The organism is Metabacillus crassostreae, assembly GCF_016908395.1.
GTDB classification, from domain to species: domain Bacteria; phylum Bacillota; class Bacilli; order Bacillales; family Bacillaceae; genus Metabacillus; species Metabacillus crassostreae.
Genome location: NZ_JAFBDU010000004.1, coordinates 265,996 through 287,610, shown reverse-complemented (window position 1 = coordinate 287,610; position 21,615 = coordinate 265,996). Strand labels below are relative to the sequence as shown.

Annotated in this window: 14 protein-coding genes and 13 tRNA genes; 1 reads left to right on the top strand and 26 read right to left on the bottom strand. The window is 35.4% G+C overall.

The annotated features are described in order from the left end of the window. Positions 1-45: 45 nt before the first annotated feature. The 6 genes from JOC75_RS14875 to JOC75_RS14850 all read right to left on the bottom strand — a co-directional run bounded on the left by JOC75_RS14875 (position 46) and on the right by JOC75_RS14850 (position 6,251). Entirely contained in the window at positions 46-1,554 is a 1,509-nt protein-coding gene (locus JOC75_RS14875; RefSeq protein ID WP_204954799.1) for a phytoene desaturase family protein, read from the bottom strand. Between the two features lie 316 nt (positions 1,555-1,870). Further along, positions 1,871-3,103: a DUF418 domain-containing protein gene (locus JOC75_RS14870; protein ID WP_204954798.1), complete on the bottom strand. Its 1,233-nt coding sequence runs from the start codon at positions 3,101-3,103 to the stop codon at positions 1,871-1,873. 209 nt (positions 3,104-3,312) lie between these two features. Next, complete coding sequence (locus tag JOC75_RS14865; RefSeq protein WP_204954797.1) at positions 3,313-3,807, bottom strand: carbonic anhydrase; 495 nt, start codon at positions 3,805-3,807, stop codon at positions 3,313-3,315. 11 nt (positions 3,808-3,818) lie between these two features. Continuing rightward, positions 3,819-4,826, bottom strand: a complete 1,008-nt coding sequence (locus JOC75_RS14860; protein ID WP_204954796.1) for a sodium-dependent bicarbonate transport family permease — start codon at positions 4,824-4,826, stop codon at positions 3,819-3,821. A 131-nt stretch (positions 4,827-4,957) separates the two neighbouring features. Beyond that, entirely contained in the window at positions 4,958-5,332 is a 375-nt protein-coding gene (locus JOC75_RS14855) for a Na-translocating system protein MpsC family protein (RefSeq protein ID WP_146950858.1), read from the bottom strand. Positions 5,333-5,666: 334 nt separating this feature from the next. Next, positions 5,667-6,251 carry an NAD(P)H-dependent oxidoreductase gene (locus tag JOC75_RS14850; RefSeq protein ID WP_204954795.1) on the bottom strand — a complete coding sequence of 195 codons (585 nt, stop codon included), beginning with the start codon at positions 6,249-6,251 and terminating at the stop codon, positions 5,667-5,669. A 114-nt stretch (positions 6,252-6,365) separates the two neighbouring features. On the opposite strand from JOC75_RS14850, the gene JOC75_RS14845 reads away from it, so the two are divergent. After that, positions 6,366-7,424: an AraC family transcriptional regulator gene (locus JOC75_RS14845; RefSeq protein WP_204954794.1), complete on the top strand. Its 1,059-nt coding sequence runs from the start codon at positions 6,366-6,368 to the stop codon at positions 7,422-7,424. Positions 7,425-7,562: 138 nt separating this feature from the next. Here JOC75_RS14845 and JOC75_RS14840 read toward each other — a convergent pair whose 3' ends face one another. The 20 genes from JOC75_RS14840 to JOC75_RS14745 all read right to left on the bottom strand — a co-directional run bounded on the left by JOC75_RS14840 (position 7,563) and on the right by JOC75_RS14745 (position 21,608). Next, positions 7,563-8,099, bottom strand: coding sequence for a DUF1456 family protein (locus tag JOC75_RS14840; RefSeq protein ID WP_204954869.1), 537 nt, complete (start codon positions 8,097-8,099; stop codon positions 7,563-7,565). A 102-nt stretch (positions 8,100-8,201) separates the two neighbouring features. Continuing rightward, complete coding sequence (gene rlmD / locus JOC75_RS14835; protein WP_204954793.1) at positions 8,202-9,590, bottom strand: 23S rRNA (uracil(1939)-C(5))-methyltransferase RlmD; 1,389 nt, start codon at positions 9,588-9,590, stop codon at positions 8,202-8,204. A gap of 17 nt (positions 9,591-9,607) precedes the next feature. Beyond that, positions 9,608-10,474, bottom strand: coding sequence for a DNA-3-methyladenine glycosylase family protein (locus tag JOC75_RS14830; RefSeq protein ID WP_204954792.1), 867 nt, complete (start codon positions 10,472-10,474; stop codon positions 9,608-9,610). A 102-nt stretch (positions 10,475-10,576) separates the two neighbouring features. Further along, on the bottom strand, positions 10,577-11,377 hold the full coding sequence (pdaA, locus tag JOC75_RS14825; RefSeq protein WP_204954791.1) for a delta-lactam-biosynthetic de-N-acetylase: 801 nt from the start codon (positions 11,375-11,377) through the stop codon (positions 10,577-10,579). 171 nt (positions 11,378-11,548) lie between these two features. Beyond that, the gene (locus JOC75_RS14820) at positions 11,549-14,149 is read right to left on the bottom strand and encodes a calcium-translocating P-type ATPase, PMCA-type (RefSeq protein WP_204954790.1); all 2,601 of its coding nucleotides are present in this window, start codon (positions 14,147-14,149) and stop codon (positions 11,549-11,551) included. A 540-nt stretch (positions 14,150-14,689) separates the two neighbouring features. Beyond that, on the bottom strand, positions 14,690-17,728 hold the full coding sequence (locus tag JOC75_RS14815; RefSeq protein WP_239589487.1) for an efflux RND transporter permease subunit: 3,039 nt from the start codon (positions 17,726-17,728) through the stop codon (positions 14,690-14,692). 297 nt (positions 17,729-18,025) lie between these two features. Continuing rightward, entirely contained in the window at positions 18,026-19,564 is a 1,539-nt protein-coding gene (locus JOC75_RS14810; protein ID WP_204954789.1) for a fumarate hydratase, read from the bottom strand. Between the two features lie 329 nt (positions 19,565-19,893). Further along, positions 19,894-19,967, bottom strand: a tRNA-Arg gene (locus JOC75_RS14805). 37 nt (positions 19,968-20,004) lie between these two features. Beyond that, a tRNA-Asn gene (locus JOC75_RS14800) sits at positions 20,005-20,079 on the bottom strand. Between the two features lie 13 nt (positions 20,080-20,092). After that, positions 20,093-20,169, bottom strand: a tRNA-Ile gene (locus JOC75_RS14795). Between the two features lie 4 nt (positions 20,170-20,173). After that, a tRNA-Gly gene (locus tag JOC75_RS14790) sits at positions 20,174-20,247 on the bottom strand. 4 nt (positions 20,248-20,251) lie between these two features. After that, positions 20,252-20,327 (bottom strand) — tRNA-His (locus tag JOC75_RS14785). Positions 20,328-20,498: 171 nt separating this feature from the next. Continuing rightward, positions 20,499-20,582 (bottom strand) — tRNA-Tyr (locus tag JOC75_RS14780). Between the two features lie 27 nt (positions 20,583-20,609). Then, positions 20,610-20,682: transfer RNA gene (locus JOC75_RS14775), tRNA-Phe, on the bottom strand. Positions 20,683-20,858: 176 nt separating this feature from the next. Beyond that, positions 20,859-20,935 (bottom strand) — tRNA-Asp (locus JOC75_RS14770). 70 nt (positions 20,936-21,005) lie between these two features. Beyond that, a tRNA-Met gene (locus JOC75_RS14765) sits at positions 21,006-21,082 on the bottom strand. Between the two features lie 14 nt (positions 21,083-21,096). Beyond that, a tRNA-Ser gene (locus tag JOC75_RS14760) sits at positions 21,097-21,189 on the bottom strand. A gap of 32 nt (positions 21,190-21,221) precedes the next feature. Next, positions 21,222-21,298: transfer RNA gene (locus JOC75_RS14755), tRNA-Pro, on the bottom strand. Between the two features lie 5 nt (positions 21,299-21,303). After that, a tRNA-Arg gene (locus JOC75_RS14750) sits at positions 21,304-21,380 on the bottom strand. A 142-nt stretch (positions 21,381-21,522) separates the two neighbouring features. Next, positions 21,523-21,608: transfer RNA gene (locus JOC75_RS14745), tRNA-Leu, on the bottom strand. Positions 21,609-21,615: the final 7 nt, after the last annotated feature.

The window sequence follows — 21,615 nt, the reverse complement described above, 5'->3', positions numbered from 1 at the left end:
TATCTCCTTTTGGATAAATTTCATTGATTATTATTTGTTATCACATTAACCGATTCTTTTTCCTTCCTTATTTTCGTCTCCTAAAATAAGGTCTGCTGTTAACTGGCCTGACAATGTAACCATCGGAACTCCTCCACCTGGGTGAGTTGATCCTCCTACAAAATAAACATTTTCATATAGCTTACTTCTGCTAGGAATTTTAAATCCACCATTCATCTTCTTATCTGTCACAACACCATAAATAGAACCACCATTTGCCCCATATAATTGCTTCAAATCATCAGGAGTAAAGCTATATTCAAACTCAATTGATTCACGTAAATCTGACATTCCCATACGCTCTAGCTTTGAAAGCACTAGCTCTCGATAAGAGTCTTTATACTGCTCCCATGTTTCCCCTTCCTTTAGAGGTGGCACATGAGTGAGAACAAATAAATTCTCTTTCCCTTCAGGAGCTTGAGAGGAATCTGATTTTGATGAAATACCAATATAAACGGTAGGATCATCAGCTAACTGCTTTTTATTAAAAATTTGATCGAACTCTTTCTTTGGATCTTCTGAAAAGAAGAAATTATGATGAGCTAAATGGTCATATTTTTTATTTACACCTAACAATAGCACTAACCCTGATACAGTTGGTTCATATTTCTTCTTTAAATCCATTGTTGCCCGATTTTTCTCTGCTTCATCACTTAACATTGATTGATAAAAAGGGATAACCTCTAAATTTGAAACAACTAGATCAGATGAATAGTGCTCACCATTTTCAGTTATTACCTTATTAACCAAATTACCTGTTTTCGCGATTTCTGTAACTGTACTATTTAGATGTATCTTAACACCAAGCTCTTGTAAAAGCTGTTCCATTGCCTCTGCAATCTTGTACATACCACCCTTTACATAATACACACCAATTCCAAGCTGAACATGTGCAAGCTGACTAAGTATTGCAGGTGCTTGATATGGTGAAGATCCAATATACATAATTAAAAAGTTCATCAATTGTTGAATATGTTTATCTTTGAAGAATTTACTTGTTGCTTGATCAAGAGATTTCATCGGATCCATCATTAATAATTCCTTTAATGGATGTTTTTTACGTAAATCTTGTAACCCACTTATATTCTCTTTATAGAAGCTTTTCATCATGAGGTCATATTGCTTTTCGCAATATTGAAGATAAGAAAGAAAGGATTGCGAATCTTCAACAGATACTTTTTTTATCTCTTGAAGCATTGTTGGTAAATCACTTGTTAAATCAATTTTAGTTCCATCCTCAAAAAAAGTTCGCCAACCTGGCTCAACTCGAACAATATCAAGATAATCATGGACATTTTTCCCTACATCTGAAAATAGCTTTGCAAGTACCCATGGCATCGTTAAAATCGAAGGACCTGTATCAAACGTAAATCCATTACCTTTACGAATATTAAGCTTTCCACCAAGTCGTTCACCTTTCTCCAAAATTGTCACATCATACTTTTCAGCTGCTAAACGAATTGCCACAGACATACCAGCTAATCCTCCACCAATGACAGTCACTTTTTTTCTCAAGATATTTTCCTCCTAATTATAAACTTTGTTGCTTTTAGACTTCAAAAAATGTACTTTGAGATAAACACAAACTGATAACAATCCCTCTTTCAGTAAGTAGTCGTCTATGTAAATCATTATTTCCCTTTTTTACTATGATCAACACATTTGGTAAAAAAATCAATTATGTGTGTGTTGTCATGAATGTTAGGAAATAAAAAAAGTCCATTTAAGGACTTTTTTATTGTGAAGATATACTATTATTTGCTCCTATCAATTGAGACAATTCAATTCATACCACCATAACGTATTTCTCTCTGATAAACGATATGTTTTATTATGAAACTTTATTCTTAACAGTACTCACCTTCTTAATTGATTGCAGCTTTCCATAGGTAACAGATCTCCATAACCATTCAAATGGTCCGAATTGGTATGTTTTTAGCCAGTAATAACTCACTACTATCTGGAGTCCAAAGATCACAAGACATATGATTGTTCCTGCTAATAAGCTTATATCATTATACAAGCCTCCTAAAACGAAAATTGCCATACAAATGATAGTCTGAGCTAAATAGTTTGTAAGAGCCATCTGTCCAGCATAACCTAATGGACGCAGCCTTTTTTGCCATTGCTGTTTTTTTAATAGTAGAGTTAACGTTGAAATGTAAAAGAAACATAAAGTTACACCAGTTAAACTTGTAAATAACTCAATATAAATAACGCCTTTAAATCCTGTTGCAAGCAATTCTAATTTAGCTAAAGCCAAGAAAACCAGTAATGGAATGCTAACAACACCCATGATTATCTGGAATTTTCTAATAAAACCATGATGGACTGTATTTGGTTTAAAAATCCCTGCTTTTCCAGCAGCTAAACCAAATAGAAACATCGCCAGTATAGGTATCATATTTCCGATTAAATTAGATAGCACTGGTATTACTTCTGTTTGAATTCGATAAGACACCCACTCAGCATAACCTGCAGATTCATAAGTCTCAACATATTCATCTATCTTTTCTTCATAAATCATAATCGATTCTTGGTTTATTTCATCAAGTATAGATTCAGGTAAAATTAATGATAGACTCAAAAACAAATTGAATACAACAAGTAAACTAATTGCCCAGATAATCATCGTTTTTATTTTACGCTTATAGAAAAACAACAATAAAAACCCTGTTATTGCGTAAGTATGTAAAATGTCACCAAACCATAATAATATTAAATGCAATAAACCTATTACAAGCAAAGCAACCATTCTTCTTGTAAAAAGCCTTTTCATTTTCAAGCCCTTTTCTTCTGCTCGACTCATAAAAATATAAAAACCTAGACCAAATAAAAACGAAAAGATCGTAAAGAATTTCATATCAATAAATAATGTAAAAAAGAAATCTAACCAATAATCTGCTCCTGTATGTGCATGCTCAACACCATATAACATCGATAGAAATTCAGACGAATGAAAAGCTGGCATATTAACAAGAAAAATCCCAAACAATGCAAACCCCCGAATAATATCAATCGTCACAATCCGCTCTTTCCCTAAAACAGACAAAGAAGAACTCATCATTTCCTCACCCTTTATAAAATATAATTAATCCAACAACCATTATATCTTATAAAGATTGTAATTACTGTAAAAAAATGAAAGGTGCCTGTCACCACCCGGTTTTTGTCGAAAAATCACTACTAAGATAATATTAAAAAGGAACAGGTTCAATTTCTAAGTTCACTCCATTCCCTTAGAAATTGCCTGTCCCCATTTACACTAAACTCTTACGATACAACATCAAATTCGCCAGTTTCCACATCCACTAAATATCCATAAATTGGGATTGTTTTCATAATAAGTGGATGATTTTTCACTAAATCTATATTGTTTTTAATCGTTTCCTTTACATCCTCTGGACCTGCTAACCATTTTAGTAAATCATGATTTACAACATCTATATAATTAAGAGTGTTTATTAATTCCTCTGAAACCCCAGCAGCATGAATATTCTCTAATAGCCTTTCCTTACTCATTACTTCTTCTACATATGTGTTTTCTCCAATGATATAGATTCCATCAATTTCTTCTTTATAAGTTGCTAAAATTATATTTCTCATTAAACATCCAAAGGGCTGTGAAATAACAGAACCAAAACTGCTGAAGATAACTAAATCCTCTATTTTTTTATTTGTAATCTTTTGAACCAATAACCTTGTATCCTCATTAACACCAGTTATAACCAATGATTTATTTTGAGATGAATGATTTAATGTTGTCATTTTGCTTCCTCCTATTGTATCCATTTTGCTAATTCATAAAAAACAGGTATTCCAATAATTAAATTGAACGGAAAAGTTATTCCTAGTGCTAGGCCCAAATAGATAGATGGATTTGCTTCAGGGACAGACGTTTTTAATGCAGCAGGTGCCGCTATATAAGACGCACTTCCTGCTAAAACTCCCATTAAAGTCACACCGCCTAAAGATAAACCAACCATGCTTCCAACAAGAACACCTAAGCTGCCAAATAATACTGGTGTAAGAAGTCCAAAAAGAACTAATTTCATTCCATGCTTTTTAACCTCAGGCAATCGCTGTCCTGCAATCAATCCCATATTCAACAAAAACAGAATTAAAACACTACTATACAAATCCATAAATAACGGCTTCACCATTGGTACTGCACGTTCGCCTAGCACCCAACCTATTAACATACTTCCTACTAGAAGTAAGATGCTTTTTCCAAAAAGGCTTTCTCGAATAACTTCTTTATCAAACAAATTTGCATAAGCTGGCACAAACCCGATATTACGAGTAGAAAGTACTAAACCACTATTCTTATTTTCTAGCGTTTTTAACAGTAGCAGTGAAACTAAGATTGCCGGGCTTTCCATAAGAACTACCAATGCATTCATAAACCCTTCATAAGCTGTTCCATTTTTGTCAAGAAATGAAATCGCCGCTCCATATGTCACAATGCTTATCGAGCCGTAGGTTGCTGCTAAGCCGATCGAGTTTTTCAAATCCATTTTCATTAGCTTTAATATGAAAAGCGTGATAAAGGGAATGATTACCCCCAAAAATAATGCTCCTACTATTGGTCCAAGTACTGATTGAATTGAGTAATGAGATAGCTCAATTCCCCCTTTTATTCCTATAGCAATTAATAGATAAATACTTAATCCTTCACTTAATCCATTGGGGAATTTTAAGTCAGACTTAAAAATAGCCGCAATGAGTCCTAATACAAAAAATAAAACAACAGGTGATAATAAATTATGTAGGATAATTTCAGTCATTAAGTTCCCTCCTAATTAAGATTTTTTATAATAAAAAAACCGACAACATCAGATATTTATGGAGTTATCCACAAACATACTGAAATTGCCGGTTTATCTTTAACTAACTAATAGTCCTTTAAAGATCTCCCTTATTCTGACGCATTAAATGTTTTTTCATAATCCTTGCAAAGTTTAAATACCATCACACGTTCTCCGGTGCATGTACTTATATCTGTATGAAAGGTTTTCACTTCTTCTCCAGTGATGGAGGATACGATCGCTTTCAGATCATCGATACCTGACTCAACCATATCTGCTCTTACTTTCTTTATTGATAATATTCCATCCTTGGTTTCACAAACAGCATACTCAGCAGGAGTTAAAATACCATGTAAATTAATAATAATCATATTCCGCAAAATATCAGTCTTCACTGTTATTGATCCACGCCCAAGAAAATCCTTTTCCCATTGAGTTATTGCTTTGCTAATTTCCGATTCAATAGTACCTTTTGACTTCTTCATATAAATCCCCTCCTAAAACAAAAAATCGGTCTATTTCCCAAAACTAGTTTCCTAGCCAAGAAATACACCGATTTATCTTATTTCTAACCCATTATATTCACAGCACACCTTTTCTTGCAGTCAAAACACTACATTTCAACAACAAGCTAAAGTCCCTGTAATGATAAAAAGTTAAATAAAATCTCTCGTTTATTTATTTTATCTTACATTATTTTGTGGTGCCTGTCACTACCCGAATTTTGTCGAATAGATTTTCCAAGACGAATTACTACAAATTCAAATATATCTTTATATCTAAAATTCCCATCCAACTTTATTAGGTTTAACAATTGATTTATTTACCTAAAGCCCCTAATTGTTTTGCTTTATCTAACCATTTAGTACGATCTTTCATAGAAGAATCTTTAACTGGTCCTATTTCAGTTACTCGAATTGGAGTAATTCCACAAAACTCTAAGATGTTTTTCTTCATCACTTTATGCCCCGCATGCCTATAAATCCATTTGTTATACCATGAAGGTGTGTCCATTGTAACAATTAGATGAGCTGATTTCCCTTTAAGCAGCTTATCCCATTGGATCGAATTTTCTCTGTATTTAAAAGCAAATCCCGGTAAAAATATGCGATCAATGAATCCCTTTAATAAAGCCGGCATAGTGCCCCACCATGTAGGATACACAAAAACCAGATGATGAGCCCAACTGATTAGGTGCTGTGCGTTCAATAAATCATCCTCAAGCTCAACTCTTTTTCGATAACCAAACTTCAAATTAGGATCAAAAATTAGTTTTCCTATTTCAATTCTTTCTACATTTACGTTTATATCACTTAGTGCACCTTTCATATAAGCTTCAGAAAGAGCGGTACAGAAGCTCTCAGTATCTGGATGACCAACTATAATTAAAATATTCCTTTTCATCCTTGTATTCCTCCTTTAAACAATAATCTATAATAAACTTAAACTGTTTTATTGTTTTTAAAAATGATCATTTACGCATATATCTTGATGAATCATGTAAAGGAGGAATAGATTTTGCAAAACCAAGGAATTGCCATTTCTATGGTTTATCCAATCATGAAAACTCTTGTTCACAAAGGCTATGATTTCGATGATTTTTTCAAATATGCTATGTTTAATAAAGCTTTATTAGATGATGTTGAAGCGCGTATTACGGGAAAGGAATTTGAACAATTAATTCTTAGAGCTGCAGCTTATACAAAGGATGACTATTTTGGTTTACACCAAGGACAAATAATGGATATTGCAGATATGGGGATTCTTGGTTATGTAATGTTACACTCTAACACAATAGAAGATGCTCTTATTGCCTATCAAAGGTATAATGTGATCTTATGTAGTGGATTCAACCTAGATTGGGAAGATCAAGATGATAAAGTGTTTATTCGATTGTTTTCAGATGGTGCTGAAACATTGTCTCATCATTGTGTAGAGGATATGGCTAGCTCGTTGTATCGATTATTTAGAACATTAAGTAACAAACCAATAAAATTGCATGCACTTCATTTTACACATCCTTCACCGTGCAATATGGATCCACATCTTTCATTTTTTGGCATTACTCCTACCTTTAACAGTAAAGAAAATATTCTTTGTATGAGTAAAGAAGTGCTAACATATAAGGTTTTGTATTCAGATCCAAAACTATTGGCAACTTTTGAGGCAATTGCTCAAGAAAATAAAGATGATTTAATAAAGTCCGAATTGTTTACAGCAGAAGTATTAAAGTGGATGAAAAAGTGCATTCCTTCTTATTTACCGTGCTTAGAAGAAACTGCTAAAGCCTTCAGTATTAGCACGAGAACACTACAAAATAAATTAAAAGCTGAAGCAACCTCGTATAATGATCTAGCAACAAATGTGCGCAAGGAACTTGCCATGAATTACTTAAGAAAGCCAGAATACTCAGTAGCTGAAGTCGCCTATTTACTACATTACTCAGAACCAAGCGTCTTTCACCATGCATTTAAAAAATGGACGGGAAAAACACCAGGTCAATACAGGGCTTCGTTGCAGGATACGGTGCCTGTCACGCCCCGACTTTTGTCGAAACGTGAAAATTTGTTAGATTAATGCTACAGAGAACCATTAATTATATTTTAGTTTGGAACCATATGTTTTTAAATAATTTAAATTCTACTCCTAAACCTAGCCTATAAAAATATCCCTCAATCCGTTAACGTGTTAACGGATTGAGGGACAGACAAAAACTTAATTCCGATACCTAATCGCCAGGCCTTTCAAGAAGTTCCTCGCGTATTTGTCTCCACATTCTTTATAGTTTTTATGTCCTTCTTTTCGAAGGAGAGCACCTAGTTCACTTTTTGTGATTGAAACTCCTGCTTCTGCTAATATGTCTTGGATATCTTCACTTGTTAATGCTAGTGCTATTTTTAATTTTTTGAGTACAACATTGTTAACATTAGCATGATTTTTTATCGTCATTTCAGGTCTTTGAGGTTGTCCTGGCTTTGGATCTTGCTGTCCTCTATTAAACGTAATGAAGCCGTTTAAAAATGACTCTAACATAAAATTATCACATCGAATATGATCCTCATTTTCAACATCAGCACCAGCATCTTCGTCATAATCATAATCATCTTTATCCTTAGATTTTGTTAAAATCTTAAGCACATCATCTTTTGTAACATCTACTCCACCAAGCTTAAACATTTCCACCATATCATTATTTTTTATATCTAGGGCATATCGTACTCTAATTAATATATCGTTATTATCCATCATAATCCTCCGTATACTTCTTCACAAATTCAGTTATAAAAAAATACAGTCAAAAGTTCGAGAACCTTCACTCAGTCTCGAACCTTTACATATTTATTTCAGTTTTTCTTACTTTTTCACTAGCAATGCAACATTCTCAACATGTGCTGTATGTGGGAACATATCTACAGGCTGAATATATTCAACTTTATAATCTCTACTTAGATAATCAATATCCTTTGCCAGTGTTGAGGGATTACAGGACACGTACACAAATTTTTTCGGCTTAACCTGCTTAATTGCATCAAGTAATTTTTGATCGCAGCCTGTACGCGGTGGATCAACAACTACAACATCAGGACGCCAGCCTTCATTTACCCACTTTGGTAACCAGTGCTCAGCCGTACCTGTTACATATGTCGCGTTCTTTATACCATGGCGTGCTGCATTTTCTTGTGCATCAATAATTGCAGCTTCAATTGTATCCATTCCTCTTACTTCACTAGCATCCTTTGCAAGCCACATACCGATTGTTCCAACTCCACAATAAGCATCTGCGATTTTTTCTTCACCAGATAAACTCGCAGCCTTTTTAACTTCATCATAAAGCTTTACAGTTTGTACAGGATTTAATTGAAAAAATGCGCGAGCAGATAGCTCGAAGCTTAAGTCTCCAAGCGTTTCTTGAATGACCTCTTCACCACTGAGATGAATTGTTTTTTCACCAAAAATTAATGATGTTTTGTTTCCATTTATGTTTTGAACAAGTGATTTTACTTCAGGAAATCTTTTTTGAATTTCAGCCATAATTAGCTTTTTCCTAGGTACTTCTTTTTGGGTTGTAATTAATACAACTTGCACTTCACCTGTTGTAAAGCCTGCACGTGTAACAATTGTACGAACGATTCCTTTTCTCTTTCGCTCATCATAAATTGGTACTTGAAAGTCTTCAAGAATTTGCTTTATTCCTTCTGACACTTTATTTGTTAATGGATGCTGTACCATACAATTTTGGATCGGGACAAGTCTATGTGAATCTAAGCCATATAAACCTGCGATTACCTTTCCTTTTTGCTGACCAAGCTGGAATTGACTTTTGTTGCGATAACTCCACGGATCCTCCATACCAATTGTTTGACGAATGTCTAATGAGCTAAGCTTTAGCTTTGTATGACGCTCTATGGACTGAACAACAATGTCACGCTTTTCTTTTAGCTGCTGATCATAAGATAAATGCTGTAGCTGACAGCCTCCACATTCTTCATAAATCGGACAAGGTGGTTTCACACGAAATGGAGAAGACTTACGGATTTTCTTCACTTTACCTTCAGCAAACTTCGCTTGAATTTTTGTGGCTTCTACAAGCACCTCTTCTCCAGGTAATGCACCAGGAACAAAAACAACCTGTCTTTTAAAATAACCGACTCCTTCTCCGTTAATACCTAGTCGTTTAATCGTTAACGGAAAGGTTTGACCTGTTGTTAATTTTATTGCTGTTTCTTGCTTTTTTTCGTTCATCTACTAACGCTCCGTTTCTACTCAATGCTTCTCCACAAGTACAAAGTGGCATAACTCAAATAAGGAGTCCATTTTTCACTATATATGTCCATTTCTTCACTTGTTGGCTTTTTCTCAAGATTAAAATGCTTTTGAATCGCTTTTTGAATACCGATATCTGCTTTTGGGAAAAGGTTAGGTCGACCAAGGCCAGAAAGTAATAAACTTTGAGCTGTCCAAGGACCGATCCCACGCACCTTCACTAATTCTTTTACAACCTCATCATCTGAAAGCATATCCAATTTCTCTAAATTTAACGTACCATTCTCAACTAATCGCGATGTATCAATAACATACTCCGCTTTCCTTCTACTGAATTGTAGATTTGTTAGCTGCTCATAATCTAGCTCAGCAATTTTCTTGGGTGAAGGATAAAACCAAACATCATCAACTTGATAACCAAAGCTTGTCACAAATCTATTTGTTAACATATGAGCAAATTTTAAATTCAGCTGTTGATGAATAATACTTTTCATTAAACAACTATAAAGATCAAACTCCAACACAAGTGGAGTACCAGCATGCATAGAAAATATTTGAGAAAGGTTTGTTTCTTGAAAATGTAAACTAATTACTTTAAGAGAAAAATCCCACTGGAAAATTCGATTTATTTCTGTTAAAGCACGAATCCTGATGTCTTCATCATGACCACTTATCTCAAATCTTGGTTCTTCTATTGTACCAATTGCTTTTATCGTAAATACATAAGGATTATGTTTGAACACTAATGGAACCTTTACAGTTCTTTCCACTACATCCAATGAAATAACAGGATCCATTGATAATCGGTCAAGAACTTGGTCAAAATGATAGGGTCCCTCAAATGAAACAGTTTCAACCCACATTTCTTCGCTTCCTTTGCAGCTTTTAAAGCTATTATATCATTTCATAGTTAACAAAGCGTAAATCCCATAAGAAGTACGATTTTAAAAAACCCTTTGATCAATTCAAAGGGTTAATAAATATGGATGATCGAGCATCTTATTCATCATCAAATCATCTAAGCTTTTAAATTGGTAGCCCTGTTTTTCTAATTCAACAATGGCATGATCAAGAGCTTCAGCATTATCCTTTGATACAGTGTGTAGTAATAAAATAGCTCCTGGATGGATTTGCTTCATAATATTATCGTACGAATATTTCCAGCCCTTTTGCGAATCAATTTTCCAATCAACAAAAGCTAATGACCAAAAAACAGATGTGTAGCCTAAATCTTTCGCTTGAGATAAAACTCGTTCACTAAATATACCTCTTGGTGGTCTAAGATAGCTCATTCCTTTTTGATCCGTTATTTCTTCTACTTTTAGCCTCACAGATTCTAGCTCTTTTTTCAGCTCTTCATCACTCTGTTTAGTTAAATCAGGATGATACCAGGAATGATTACCAACAATATGACCTTCCTTCACCATCCTCTGTACTAGATCCGCCTCAGTATCTAAATAATGTCCTGTAATAAAAAAGGTTGCCGGTATTTTTCGTTTCTTTAACACATCTAAAACCTTACTTGTATAGCCATTTTCATATCCGTTATCAAAGGTAAGGTAAATTTCCTTTTTTGACGTATCTCCCAAATAAAATGAACCATATTTACCAAGCAACTCATCTAACTCTTGACCTGCAGATGCTGGTTCATGATTTTGACTTTTCTTAAAACCCCAATGTATTGGTTTATTTGATTCTGCATAAGCAGGCTTCATCGAAAGAAAAAATAGACAAAATAAACTAACTAAAACAAACCATTTTTTCATCTTCATTCTCTCCCTAATTTTAGTATTATTTATATTGTTGATTTAGAGAGAAATTCCATACTGAAAATAACTTCCATTCATCTTATCATGCTGTTATCACAAACATTGCTACTAATAAAGCCCTGTTCCCCAAAGAAATTTGAAAAACAAGGCCAGTTTTTATATAGATGTCTATTTCACAAAAATCAACTTATAAAGCTGAATAAGCACTAGTGGCATTAACGCTAGTCCATATACATAGCCAAACTGTTCTGCCGTTAGTGATGCAACCTCGAAAACACCCTGTAATGGTTCTACTAATAACACGAGCTGTAATAAAGCCACACCGATAATAACGGCTGCTATTAAATAAAGATTTGAAAACAACCCAACCTTAAAAATAGACTGTCGTGATCTTGCATTAAAGCCATGAAATAAACGTGCTAAACATAATGTTGCAAAAGCCATTGTACTAGCTGTTAGTGCATCCGTTGTTAAACCAATATGAAAGGCTATCATCGTTGCCACAGCAATTAAAGATCCTTCTACTACTAAGCGTGATGCAAAAACCTTATTGAGAAGCGGAGTAGTAACATCCCGAGGCTTCTCTTCCATAACATGTTTATTGTGAGGCTCTAAACCAATCGCAATTGCAGGTAAGCTATCTGTTAGTAAATTAATAAATAACAGATGCACAGGTGCAAATGGGACCGGCAGAGCACCGATTGTCGCATAAAGAACGGAAAGGATCCCTGCTGTATTTCCTGCTAATAAAAACCGAATGGAGTTTTTTATGTTGGCATAAATACTTCTACCGTTTGCAACAGCTTTAACAATTGTTGAAAAATTATCATCTGTTAAAACCATTGAAGATGCATCCTTAGCAACCTCTGTTCCTGTTATCCCCATAGCAATCCCAATATCAGCTTGCTTTAATGCAGGACCATCATTAACACCATCACCTGTCATGGCAACAATATTTCCTTTTTCCTGCCAAGCACGGACAATTCGTATTTTATGCTCAGGAGAGACTCTTGCATAAACAGAGATATCCTCAACCATATTTTTAAGCTCTTCATCACTTATCTTTTCAAGCTCATACCCTTCAACAGCTTTATCTCCTTCTCGGAAAATCCCAATCTGCTTAGCAATCGCAGAAGCTGTTATTTTATGGTCACCTGTTATCATAACTGGTTTTATACCTGCTGCAATACATCGTTCTACAGCTCCTTTTGACTCCTCTCTAGGAGGATCCATCATAGCCGTTAAACCGACGAAAATTAGATCATGTTCATCTTCTGTGGAGATTTGTGATGCTTCATTCACCTCTTTATAAGCAAAGGCCAGTACACGTAATCCATTTTCAGAAAATGATTGGTTAACTTCTTCAATCTTTTTTCGGTGTTCATTCGTAAAATCTACAATTCCTTCAGATGTCTCCATTTTCACAACACGATCTAATAAAACATCTAACGCACCTTTAGTGTGTAGCTTAGATTTTCCATCCATTTTATTTACGGTGCTCATTAATTTCCGATCAGAATCAAATGGAACTTCTTTTAATCTTGGGTATTTCCTTCTGATCTCAGCTTCATCCATGTTATAACTATCTTCAGCATAATTGACAAGTGCAATCTCTGTTGGATCTCCGATTTCTTTTTCATTTGTAGTAGTCGCATCATTACATAGTAATTGCATTTCTAAAAAATATTTTTGAAAAGGATTATCCAGCTCTAATTGATCTTGATCTTTAACCTTATTATCTAAAAATACTTGCTGAACAGTCATTTTGTTTTGTGTAAGTGTTCCTGTTTTATCTGAACAGATAACAGATATACTTCCTAGACTCTCAACCGCATGCAATTTTCGTATAATCGCATTTTCTTTTGCCATTTTTTGTGTACCAAATGCTAAAACGATCGTAACAATTGAGCTTAATGCTTCAGGAATTGCAGCTACAGCTAAAGCTACAGCAAACATAAAGGAATCTATAAGGGTTCGTCCTCTAATGATATCTATGACAAATATAATCAATGCAATGATAATAATCGCAATCGCAAGCTTCTTACCGAAATTATCGAGATTAGCTTGAAGTGGTGTTTTCTTTTCTTTTGCACTTTCCATCAAATTTGCAATTTTACCAATTTCTGTTTTCTGCCCAATATCTGTTACAACTAAAACTCCTCTTCCGTATGTAACAAAACTCCCAGAAAAGGCCATATTCTTCTTATCACCTATCGATACATCATCCTCCACGATAGGTTCTATTGTTTTTAAAACACTAATAGATTCACCAGTTAAGGAGCTTTCATTAACCTGTAAGCTATGACTTTCGATAATTCTTCCATCAGCACTTATGTAATCACCAGCATCTAAATAGAGAATATCCCCAACCACAATCTCCTTTGAAGGAATTTCAACTTTCTCTCCATTTCTCAAAACCTTTGCTGTTGGTGACGACAGATTTTTCAAGCTATTTAATGATTGCTCCGCTTTTACATGCTGAACAGTTCCTAGTATTGCATTGATCATGACAACAACAAGAATAACAATTGTACTCTCAAACTTTCCTAGGAACGCCGATAATAAAGCAGCAACAATCAAAATAATAACGAGAAAATCCTTAAATTGCTCCATAAAAACCATAAATGTACTCTTCCGGTGCTGCTCTCCTAATTCATTAAGTCCATACTGCTCTTGCCTTTTCTTCACTTCAATATCTGTTAGGCCATCTTGTTTAACATTAAGCTTTTCCATCACTTCATTTGAAGAAATTTTATAGAATTTATCCATTTATAGCTCCTTTCTTACAGCATTATTAAATTTGATCACAGAAGTTTCCTATTACATACTATCCCTTTAAAAAGTACCCTTATACGCTCAAATAAAACACATAAATTTGGTCTTGAGTTATATTAAAAATAATGAGGGGGATTTGTCGAAGATTGTCTAATCGCTGATAAATTTACAGAATCGCCGATAAATTCCAAAAATCGCTGATAAATTTGCAGAATCGCCGATAAATTCCAGAAATCGCTGATAAATCTACAAAATTTGAATCAACAACAAAATGTCAGCGCTTACAAACACTTCATCTTACTCATTTTCTTCATTCTACGTAAATATACTAGCACTCTTAGCCTTTTTGAGAGTCTTTTCTGAAATATTGCTGCTAATTGAACTAATTACCTGTAAAAAGTAAAGAATAGCATCACTGGCCCTCTACAGGTGCAGTATCCCCTTGTTGTGGCACCCTGAAAAAAATTCCATTTGTTTCTAATTACAAAAAAGGATCGAAATCATAATGATTTCAATCCTTTTTGACCTTGTCATTTAACTAGCTATTTCTTTAATCTCTACTTCTTTTTTCTTTTTCTTAAAGATCCGATTAAATCCATTACCAATACTATTAAAAATACGGTACACAGCTGGGATTAATACTAGTGTAATAATTGTTGCAAAAAGTAATCCAGAAATGATCGCCGTTGCCATTGGTGCTTGATAATTTCCTGATGTTCCTGAAGCTAATGCAAGTGGAAGCATCCCACCGGCTGTTGTTAAGGTTGTCATAAAGATAGGGCGTATTCTATTTTTCCCCGCCTCAACTAGTGACTCATTAACACCATGTCCTTCTCTACGTAATTGATTTGTACGATCAATAAGGAGAATTGCATTGTTTAAAACAATTCCAATCAACATGACGATTCCCATCCCAGACATCACACTTAACTCACGCTGAGTGATAAATAATCCTGCAACTACACCAACAACTGTCATTGGAATAATTGACATAACAACAATAGGGTGTGCCAAGTTATTAAATTGAACAGCCATTACTAAGTAAACTAAGAAAATCGCAATTCCTAAAATGAGAAGCATATCTTGCATGAGCTCTTGCTGTGCTTCTAGGTCACCTGCGACAGATATAGTATATCCAGTAGGTGTTTCAAAATCATCAATTAACGATTGAACATCACGGTTAATTGCACCTAGATCTTTATCCTTAATATCTGCTGAAATAGTGACAAAGCGTTCTCCTTCACTATGAGAAATTTCATTAGGAGTATCAACGCTTTTCAGCTCAACAAAGCTTGATAATTCTTTCTCACCATCATTTGTAGGAACTTTTAATTCCAATAATGATTCCTGCTGATTTGTACTAATATCCCATTTCATAACAAGCGGAACATTAACTTCGTCCACCGTTATTTCACCAATCGGCATATTAAGAAAAGCTTGCTCAATAAATTGTCGTATCTGTAAAGGAGTAAGACCAGCATCATCAATTGCACTTTCCTTAAGCTCCACAACCTGCTCGATTGAAGTACGTTCAATCGAATTATTTACCGCAACAATTCCATCTATTTTTTCAAGCTCATTAATGAAGTCTCCTGAAATATTTTGAAGTTCATCAAAATCTTCACCTTTAATTTCAAGCTGGACTGGATACCCACCACCAGCAGAGGTTGCACTTTGAATACTATCAATTGGTGTGCTCTCTTCAAGTTCACGTAAAGCACTCATAATCTCTTCATTTACTTCCTTTTGATCCTTAACGATGTCGTCACCTTTTGTCATGTTAATGATCGTATAGAACATTGTTCCTTCATCCATAACATAGCTTTGCTCCACATCTTCAATAGCAGAAAGTTTTTCATTTATTTTTTCAACAACTGCTTCCTTGTCTTGAACTGATAGGCCAGTTTCCAGATCTACCATTAACTCAGAATAACGATTAAATACATCAGGCATGATGGTCATAGGAATTCTTGGTACTAAAAGAAGTGAGCCTGCAAACATCAAAAAGAAAATGACAACCATAATGATACTATTACGCTTTTTCTTAATAACCCATGAAACCATTCCACCATATCCCTTTATAAAACGACCTTCTTTAGGTTTAGGCTTTTTACTAAGCTTTAAGAATTTCTCCGATAATGTTGGAATTAATGTGAATGATACAATAACAGAACTAATTAATGTAATTGCCACAACAGCAGATAACAGAATCATAAACTGACCCATTTCTCCACCTAATAATCCAATTGGTAAAAATACAACGATTGTTGTTAGCATGGAAGCAAAAACCGCTGATGCAACTTCCTTTGTTCCTTCAACAACAGATTCTAATGCACGAAGTCCTTGCTCTTTTTTTCGATAAATTGATTCTAAAATAACAATTGAAGAATCAACCATCATCCCTATTCCTAAGCCTAATCCTATAAGTGTTAGCATATTAAAGCTGTAATCTAACACCCACATTGATAAAAATGTAAGAAGAATCGACGTCGGTATTGAAATTCCAACGATAATTGTTGCACGGATATTACGCAAAAATAACAATAAAATCAGAACAGCAATTACGCCACCTATTAAAATATTGCTTGATACTCCATCTATTGATTCTTGAACATAATCTGCTTGTGCAACCATTTCATTTAGTTCAAAATCTTTAATTAAACCTTCATCTTCAATATTTTTTATTTCCTCACGAACAGCTGCTGCCATTTCGATTTGAGTCACATCAGCTACTCGACCTATTTGGACAAAGATAAAATCCTTTGTTCCATTCTTCCAAACAAATGAAGAGCTTTCTAACGGCTCCATTGAGACTGATGCAATTTCTTTTAACTTAATAAAGCCGGTACTTGTGGCAATTTGTACGTTTTCGATATCTTCCACTGACTCTAGTTTTGTATTCCAGCGAAGAGTAGGCGCATCTTTATCTTCACTAAATTCTCCTAGAGTTGCTTCACTGTTACCTTGTTGAATCACACTACTTACTTGTGTAACATCAATTCCCTTTTCCAATACTTTGTCTCGATCAAACTCAATGACCATTTCATACTCTTGAATACCAGATAATGAAACATCACTAACTTCTGGAAGTTCTTCCAATCGAGGCTCTAAAACATCCTCAGCAAATGCTGTAATCTCATTCATATCACCACTAGAAACATCCATATAAAACTCATACGCTTGGCTTGTTCCATATTGATCTGTTACAACATCTGTAACAGCTGAAATGTCTGCTGTTGTTGATTGAGCGACAGTTTCAATTTCTTTTGCAACTTCGTCTCCTCTTCCTGTTTCAATCGTAATATTAATACTGCTTCTACCAACAGACGTTGTAGAGCTTGTATCCTCTACCCCATCAATTCCTTGAATTCTTTGCTCGAGTGGATTTGTAATTGTTCGTTCCACCTCAATAGCAGACAACTCTCCAGCACTAACATCAACATAAGCACCATCAAATTCTATTGCTGGCATAAGCTCCTTATCAAGCTTCAATAAAGAGTAACCACCAACAATTAAAACTAATACTGTCACTAAACTAACTAAAATCTTTCGTTTCACAATAAACTGTAACAAAGCTATCCCCCCAGACGCTTTTAAGCAAATCCTGATTTTTGTCAAAAATATGTCTTTTGACACCCAAGATATGATTATAGCTTAGTACCTGAGAAAAATCTTCCTATTTTACATATTTTTAACAATTATTTATCAAAATAATAAAACAGTTGTAGTTCCATATTAAATATAAGGATTTTGTGAATTTAACTACAAAAAAACCCAGCAGCTTCCCCTGGGTTTTCTTCAAACAAACGTTTAATTAGATCTTCAATCGCTCAAATTACTATTTTTCTAAAAGTATTAGATACAATTTCCTTATTTAAAAACAGGCTCTTTAAATTGCGCTAGTTTTTCTAAAGAACTTTTATCAACATCAGCATGTAAGCTGTTTCCGTGTGAATCCATTGTGACAACTGCTGTGAATCCTTCCACCTTCAAGTGCCACATTGCTTCTGGGATACCAAATTGCATTAAATCAACATCCTCAACAGATTTTATACAATCTGCATAATATTGAGCAGCTCCACCAATTGCATTTAAGTAAACTCCACCATGCTCACCAAGTGCTTTAAGCGTTTTTGGTCCCATTCCACCTTTACCAATAACAGCACGTATTCCAAATCGCTTCATAATATCACCTTGATATGGCTCTTCACGAATACTTGTAGTTGGACCAGCAGCTTTGACATGATAATTACCATTTTCATCCTTCATCATAACAGGTCCACAATGATAAATAACTTGACCATTCAAATCAACTGGTGAATCATTTTCAGAAAGATATTTATGGATTGCGTCACGTCCTGTATACATCATTCCATTAATACGAACAACATCTCCAACCTTTAATTCTCTAATTTTCTCCTCTGTAATTGGAGCTTCTAAAACAACCTCTTTTGATTGTTGAGCTTCTTCATTTGAAGCAGCAACTTCATCCTGCGAAAACTCAACATTTTCTCCATCTTGGTACATCCATTCATTAATTGTTCCATTTTCCGGATTAACAATAACTCCTAAACGACGATATGCCCAACAATTATAAGCAACTGATACAAAGAAGCTAGCAGGAATACGATTAATTACCCCAATTTTACAGCCAAGTAAAGTCGTTTCTCCACCAAAGCCCATTGTACCGATTCCTAATTCATTTGCATGCTTGACTACATAATCTTCAAGCTTCTGTAAGTCTTCACGTTGATTCACATCATCTACTCGTCTAAACAGCTGTTCTTTCGCTAACTCATAGCCACTCGTACGATCTCCACCTATTCCAACACCAATAAAGCCAGCACTACATCCTTGTCCTTGAGCTTGGTAAACTGAATGCATAATACATTTGCGTATACCATCAAGATCACGTCCAGCTTTACCTAACCCTTCAAGCTCACATGGTAGACTATATTGAATATTTTTATTTTCACAACCGCCACCTTTTAAAATAAGACGAGCATCAATATAATCATTTTCCCATTGCTCAAATTTAATGACAGGAGTACCTTCACCAAGATTGTCTCCACTATTATCACCAGATATAGAGTCAACAGAGTTTGGTCTCAGCTTTCCATCCTTTGTTGCTTGCTCAATCGCTCTTTTAATCTCTTTTTTCATTTCTATCTGATTTGCCCCAACTGGAACTTTTAACTTAAACGTTGGTAAACCTGTATCCTGACATATCGGTGATACATTATCATCAGCCATCTTAATATTGTTTGTGATTGTTGCTAGTGACATTGCTGATCGTGTACCAGCACTTTCCTTAAGCTTTGCCGCAGCAATAGCCCTTCTTACATCTTTAGGTAAATTGGTCGATGTTTCTACGATTAATTGATACATACTTTCATAAAAATTCTTCATCTCAGACTCTCCCCTTTTACTCCCTATTACTAGCTTTCTATTGGTCTATTACATTAAAAAACAAGGTCATTTCTCTCAAGTTTTATTATACTCCTGGATTGTGTTGTTGAAAAGAAATATTGGAAGTGCTTTCAGGAAGAAAAAAGGAGGGGTGTGAATACATTAATGTTTAGGGTCTGGATTTTAATTAAGATAAAAGCATTTAAAATAGTATCAGTTATAGGAAAAGTCTTTATATAGAACTGATGTAGCTTGTTATGATTTATTAATATAGTGATTCTTTTTTTAAGCAATAAAAAAACTAATTCTAGTAAAGAATTAGTTTTGAACGTGCCTTAGAGGATTCGAACCTCCGACCGACGGCTTAGAAGGCCGTTGCTCTATCCAGCTGAGCTAAAGGCACATGATACCAATAAAATTATGTATAGCAGAAAAATAAATGGCTCCGCAGGTAGGACTCGAACCTACGACCGATCGGTTAACAGCCGATAGCTCTACCACTGAGCTACTGCGGAACAACAATTATTATGGTGGGCCTAAATGGACTCGAACCATCGACCTCACGCTTATCAGGCGTGCGCTCTAACCAGCTGAGCTATAGGCCCATTTTGGAGCGGGTGAAGGGAATCGAACCCTCATCATCAGCTTGGAAGGCTGAGGTTTTACCACTAAACTACACCCGCAAGATGGGGCGACTGATGGGAATCGAACCCACGAATGCCTGAACCACAATCAGGTGCGTTAACCACTTCGCCACAACCGCCATTATATTAGTATTATATTTCGTTAGCTTTTGGAGTCTATGCTTTATGTTTTACTTCCGATTCACGATTAAAGATTAGGTGTAAGTTATTTTGCTTACGCAAAAAACATTGTAGTTTCTCTTCGCAGTAAAAGATTAAATGTATGTTATTTTCGCTTCGCGAAAAAACATTGGTGGAGGGGGGCAGATTCGAACTGCCGAACCCTAAGGAGCGGATTTACAGTCCGCCGCGTTTAGCCACTTCGCTACCCCTCCGTGATGGTGAGTGTTTCAATTAAAAAGTGGCTCAGGACGGAATCGAACCGCCGACACATGGATTTTCAGTCCATTGCTCTACCAACTGAGCTACTGAGCCAATAAGTTTACGGCTTCCACTAAGCTTCAAATCTCTTCGTCAGCTCTTTCACTCACATATCCTCACGTATTAACATACGCTCCGGTGCTCGTTCAGTCGCTTCCTCGACCTTTTCGCTTATTGAAACCACTTTACACTATACAAAGTTAGTGTAAATTAATTATAAAAAAATTAAATGGCGGTCCGGACGGGACTCGAACCCGCGACCTCCTGCGTGACAGGCAGGCATTCTAACCAACTGAACTACCGGACCAAGTTTTTTTCACGTAGTGAAAATAAACATCATTGTACTTTTCTACAGAAGTAAATACTTCTAAGAGAATTGGTTGCGGGGACAGGATTTGAACCTGCGACCTTCGGGTTATGAGCCCGACGAGCTACCAGACTGCTCCACCCCGCGACAATATAAAATTATGGAGGAGGAAGGGGGATTCGAACCCCCGCGGGTTTTGACACCCCTGTCGGTTTTCAAGACCGATCCCTTCAGCCGGACTTGGGTATTCCTCCGAATAAAAAACTTTATAAGCATTAGTTCTAACTGGTCGGGAAGACAGGATTCGAACCTGCGACCCCTTGGTCCCAAACCAAGTGCTCTACCAAGCTGAGCTACTTCCCGAAGTTTGGCGCGCCCGAGAGGAGTCGAACCCCTAACCTTTTGATCCGTAGTCAAACGCTCTATCCAATTGAGCTACGGGCGCTTAGTTTAACCAGATTTTACTTAAAGATGTATTTATACACAAATAAAAATATACATTTGTTTCATATTTGTGAATTTCGTGTTTTTTTCACTTGCATGTTTTAATGTACGTTATTTTCACTTGCATGAAAAAACGATATTAATGCCGAGGACCGGAATCGAACCGGTACGGTAGTCACCTACCGCAGGATTTTAAGTCCTGTGCGTCTGCCAGTTCCGCCACCCCGGCATGTTAA

Bases quoted from the DNA above. Each gene is read 5' to 3' on its own strand.
- JOC75_RS14820 (WP_204954790.1), bottom strand. From the start codon at position 14,149: ATGGATAAATTCTATAAAATTTCTTCAAATGAAGTGATGGAAAAGCTT.
- JOC75_RS14870 (WP_204954798.1), bottom strand. From the start codon at position 3,103: ATGAGTTCTTCTTTGTCTGTTTTAGGGAAAGAGCGGATTGTGACGATT.
- JOC75_RS14855 (WP_146950858.1), bottom strand. From the start codon at position 5,332: ATGAAGAAGTCAAAAGGTACTATTGAATCGGAAATTAGCAAAGCAATA.
- JOC75_RS14860 (WP_204954796.1), bottom strand. From the start codon at position 4,826: ATGACTGAAATTATCCTACATAATTTATTATCACCTGTTGTTTTATTT.
- rlmD (WP_204954793.1), bottom strand. From the start codon at position 9,590: ATGAACGAAAAAAAGCAAGAAACAGCAATAAAATTAACAACAGGTCAA.
- JOC75_RS14830 (WP_204954792.1), bottom strand. From the start codon at position 10,474: ATGTGGGTTGAAACTGTTTCATTTGAGGGACCCTATCATTTTGACCAA.
- JOC75_RS14850 (WP_204954795.1), bottom strand. From the start codon at position 6,251: ATGAAAAGGAATATTTTAATTATAGTTGGTCATCCAGATACTGAGAGC.
- JOC75_RS14865 (WP_204954797.1), bottom strand. From the start codon at position 3,807: ATGACAACATTAAATCATTCATCTCAAAATAAATCATTGGTTATAACT.
- JOC75_RS14810 (WP_204954789.1), bottom strand. From the start codon at position 19,564: ATGAAGAATTTTTATGAAAGTATGTATCAATTAATCGTAGAAACATCG.
- pdaA (WP_204954791.1), bottom strand. From the start codon at position 11,377: ATGAAAAAATGGTTTGTTTTAGTTAGTTTATTTTGTCTATTTTTTCTT.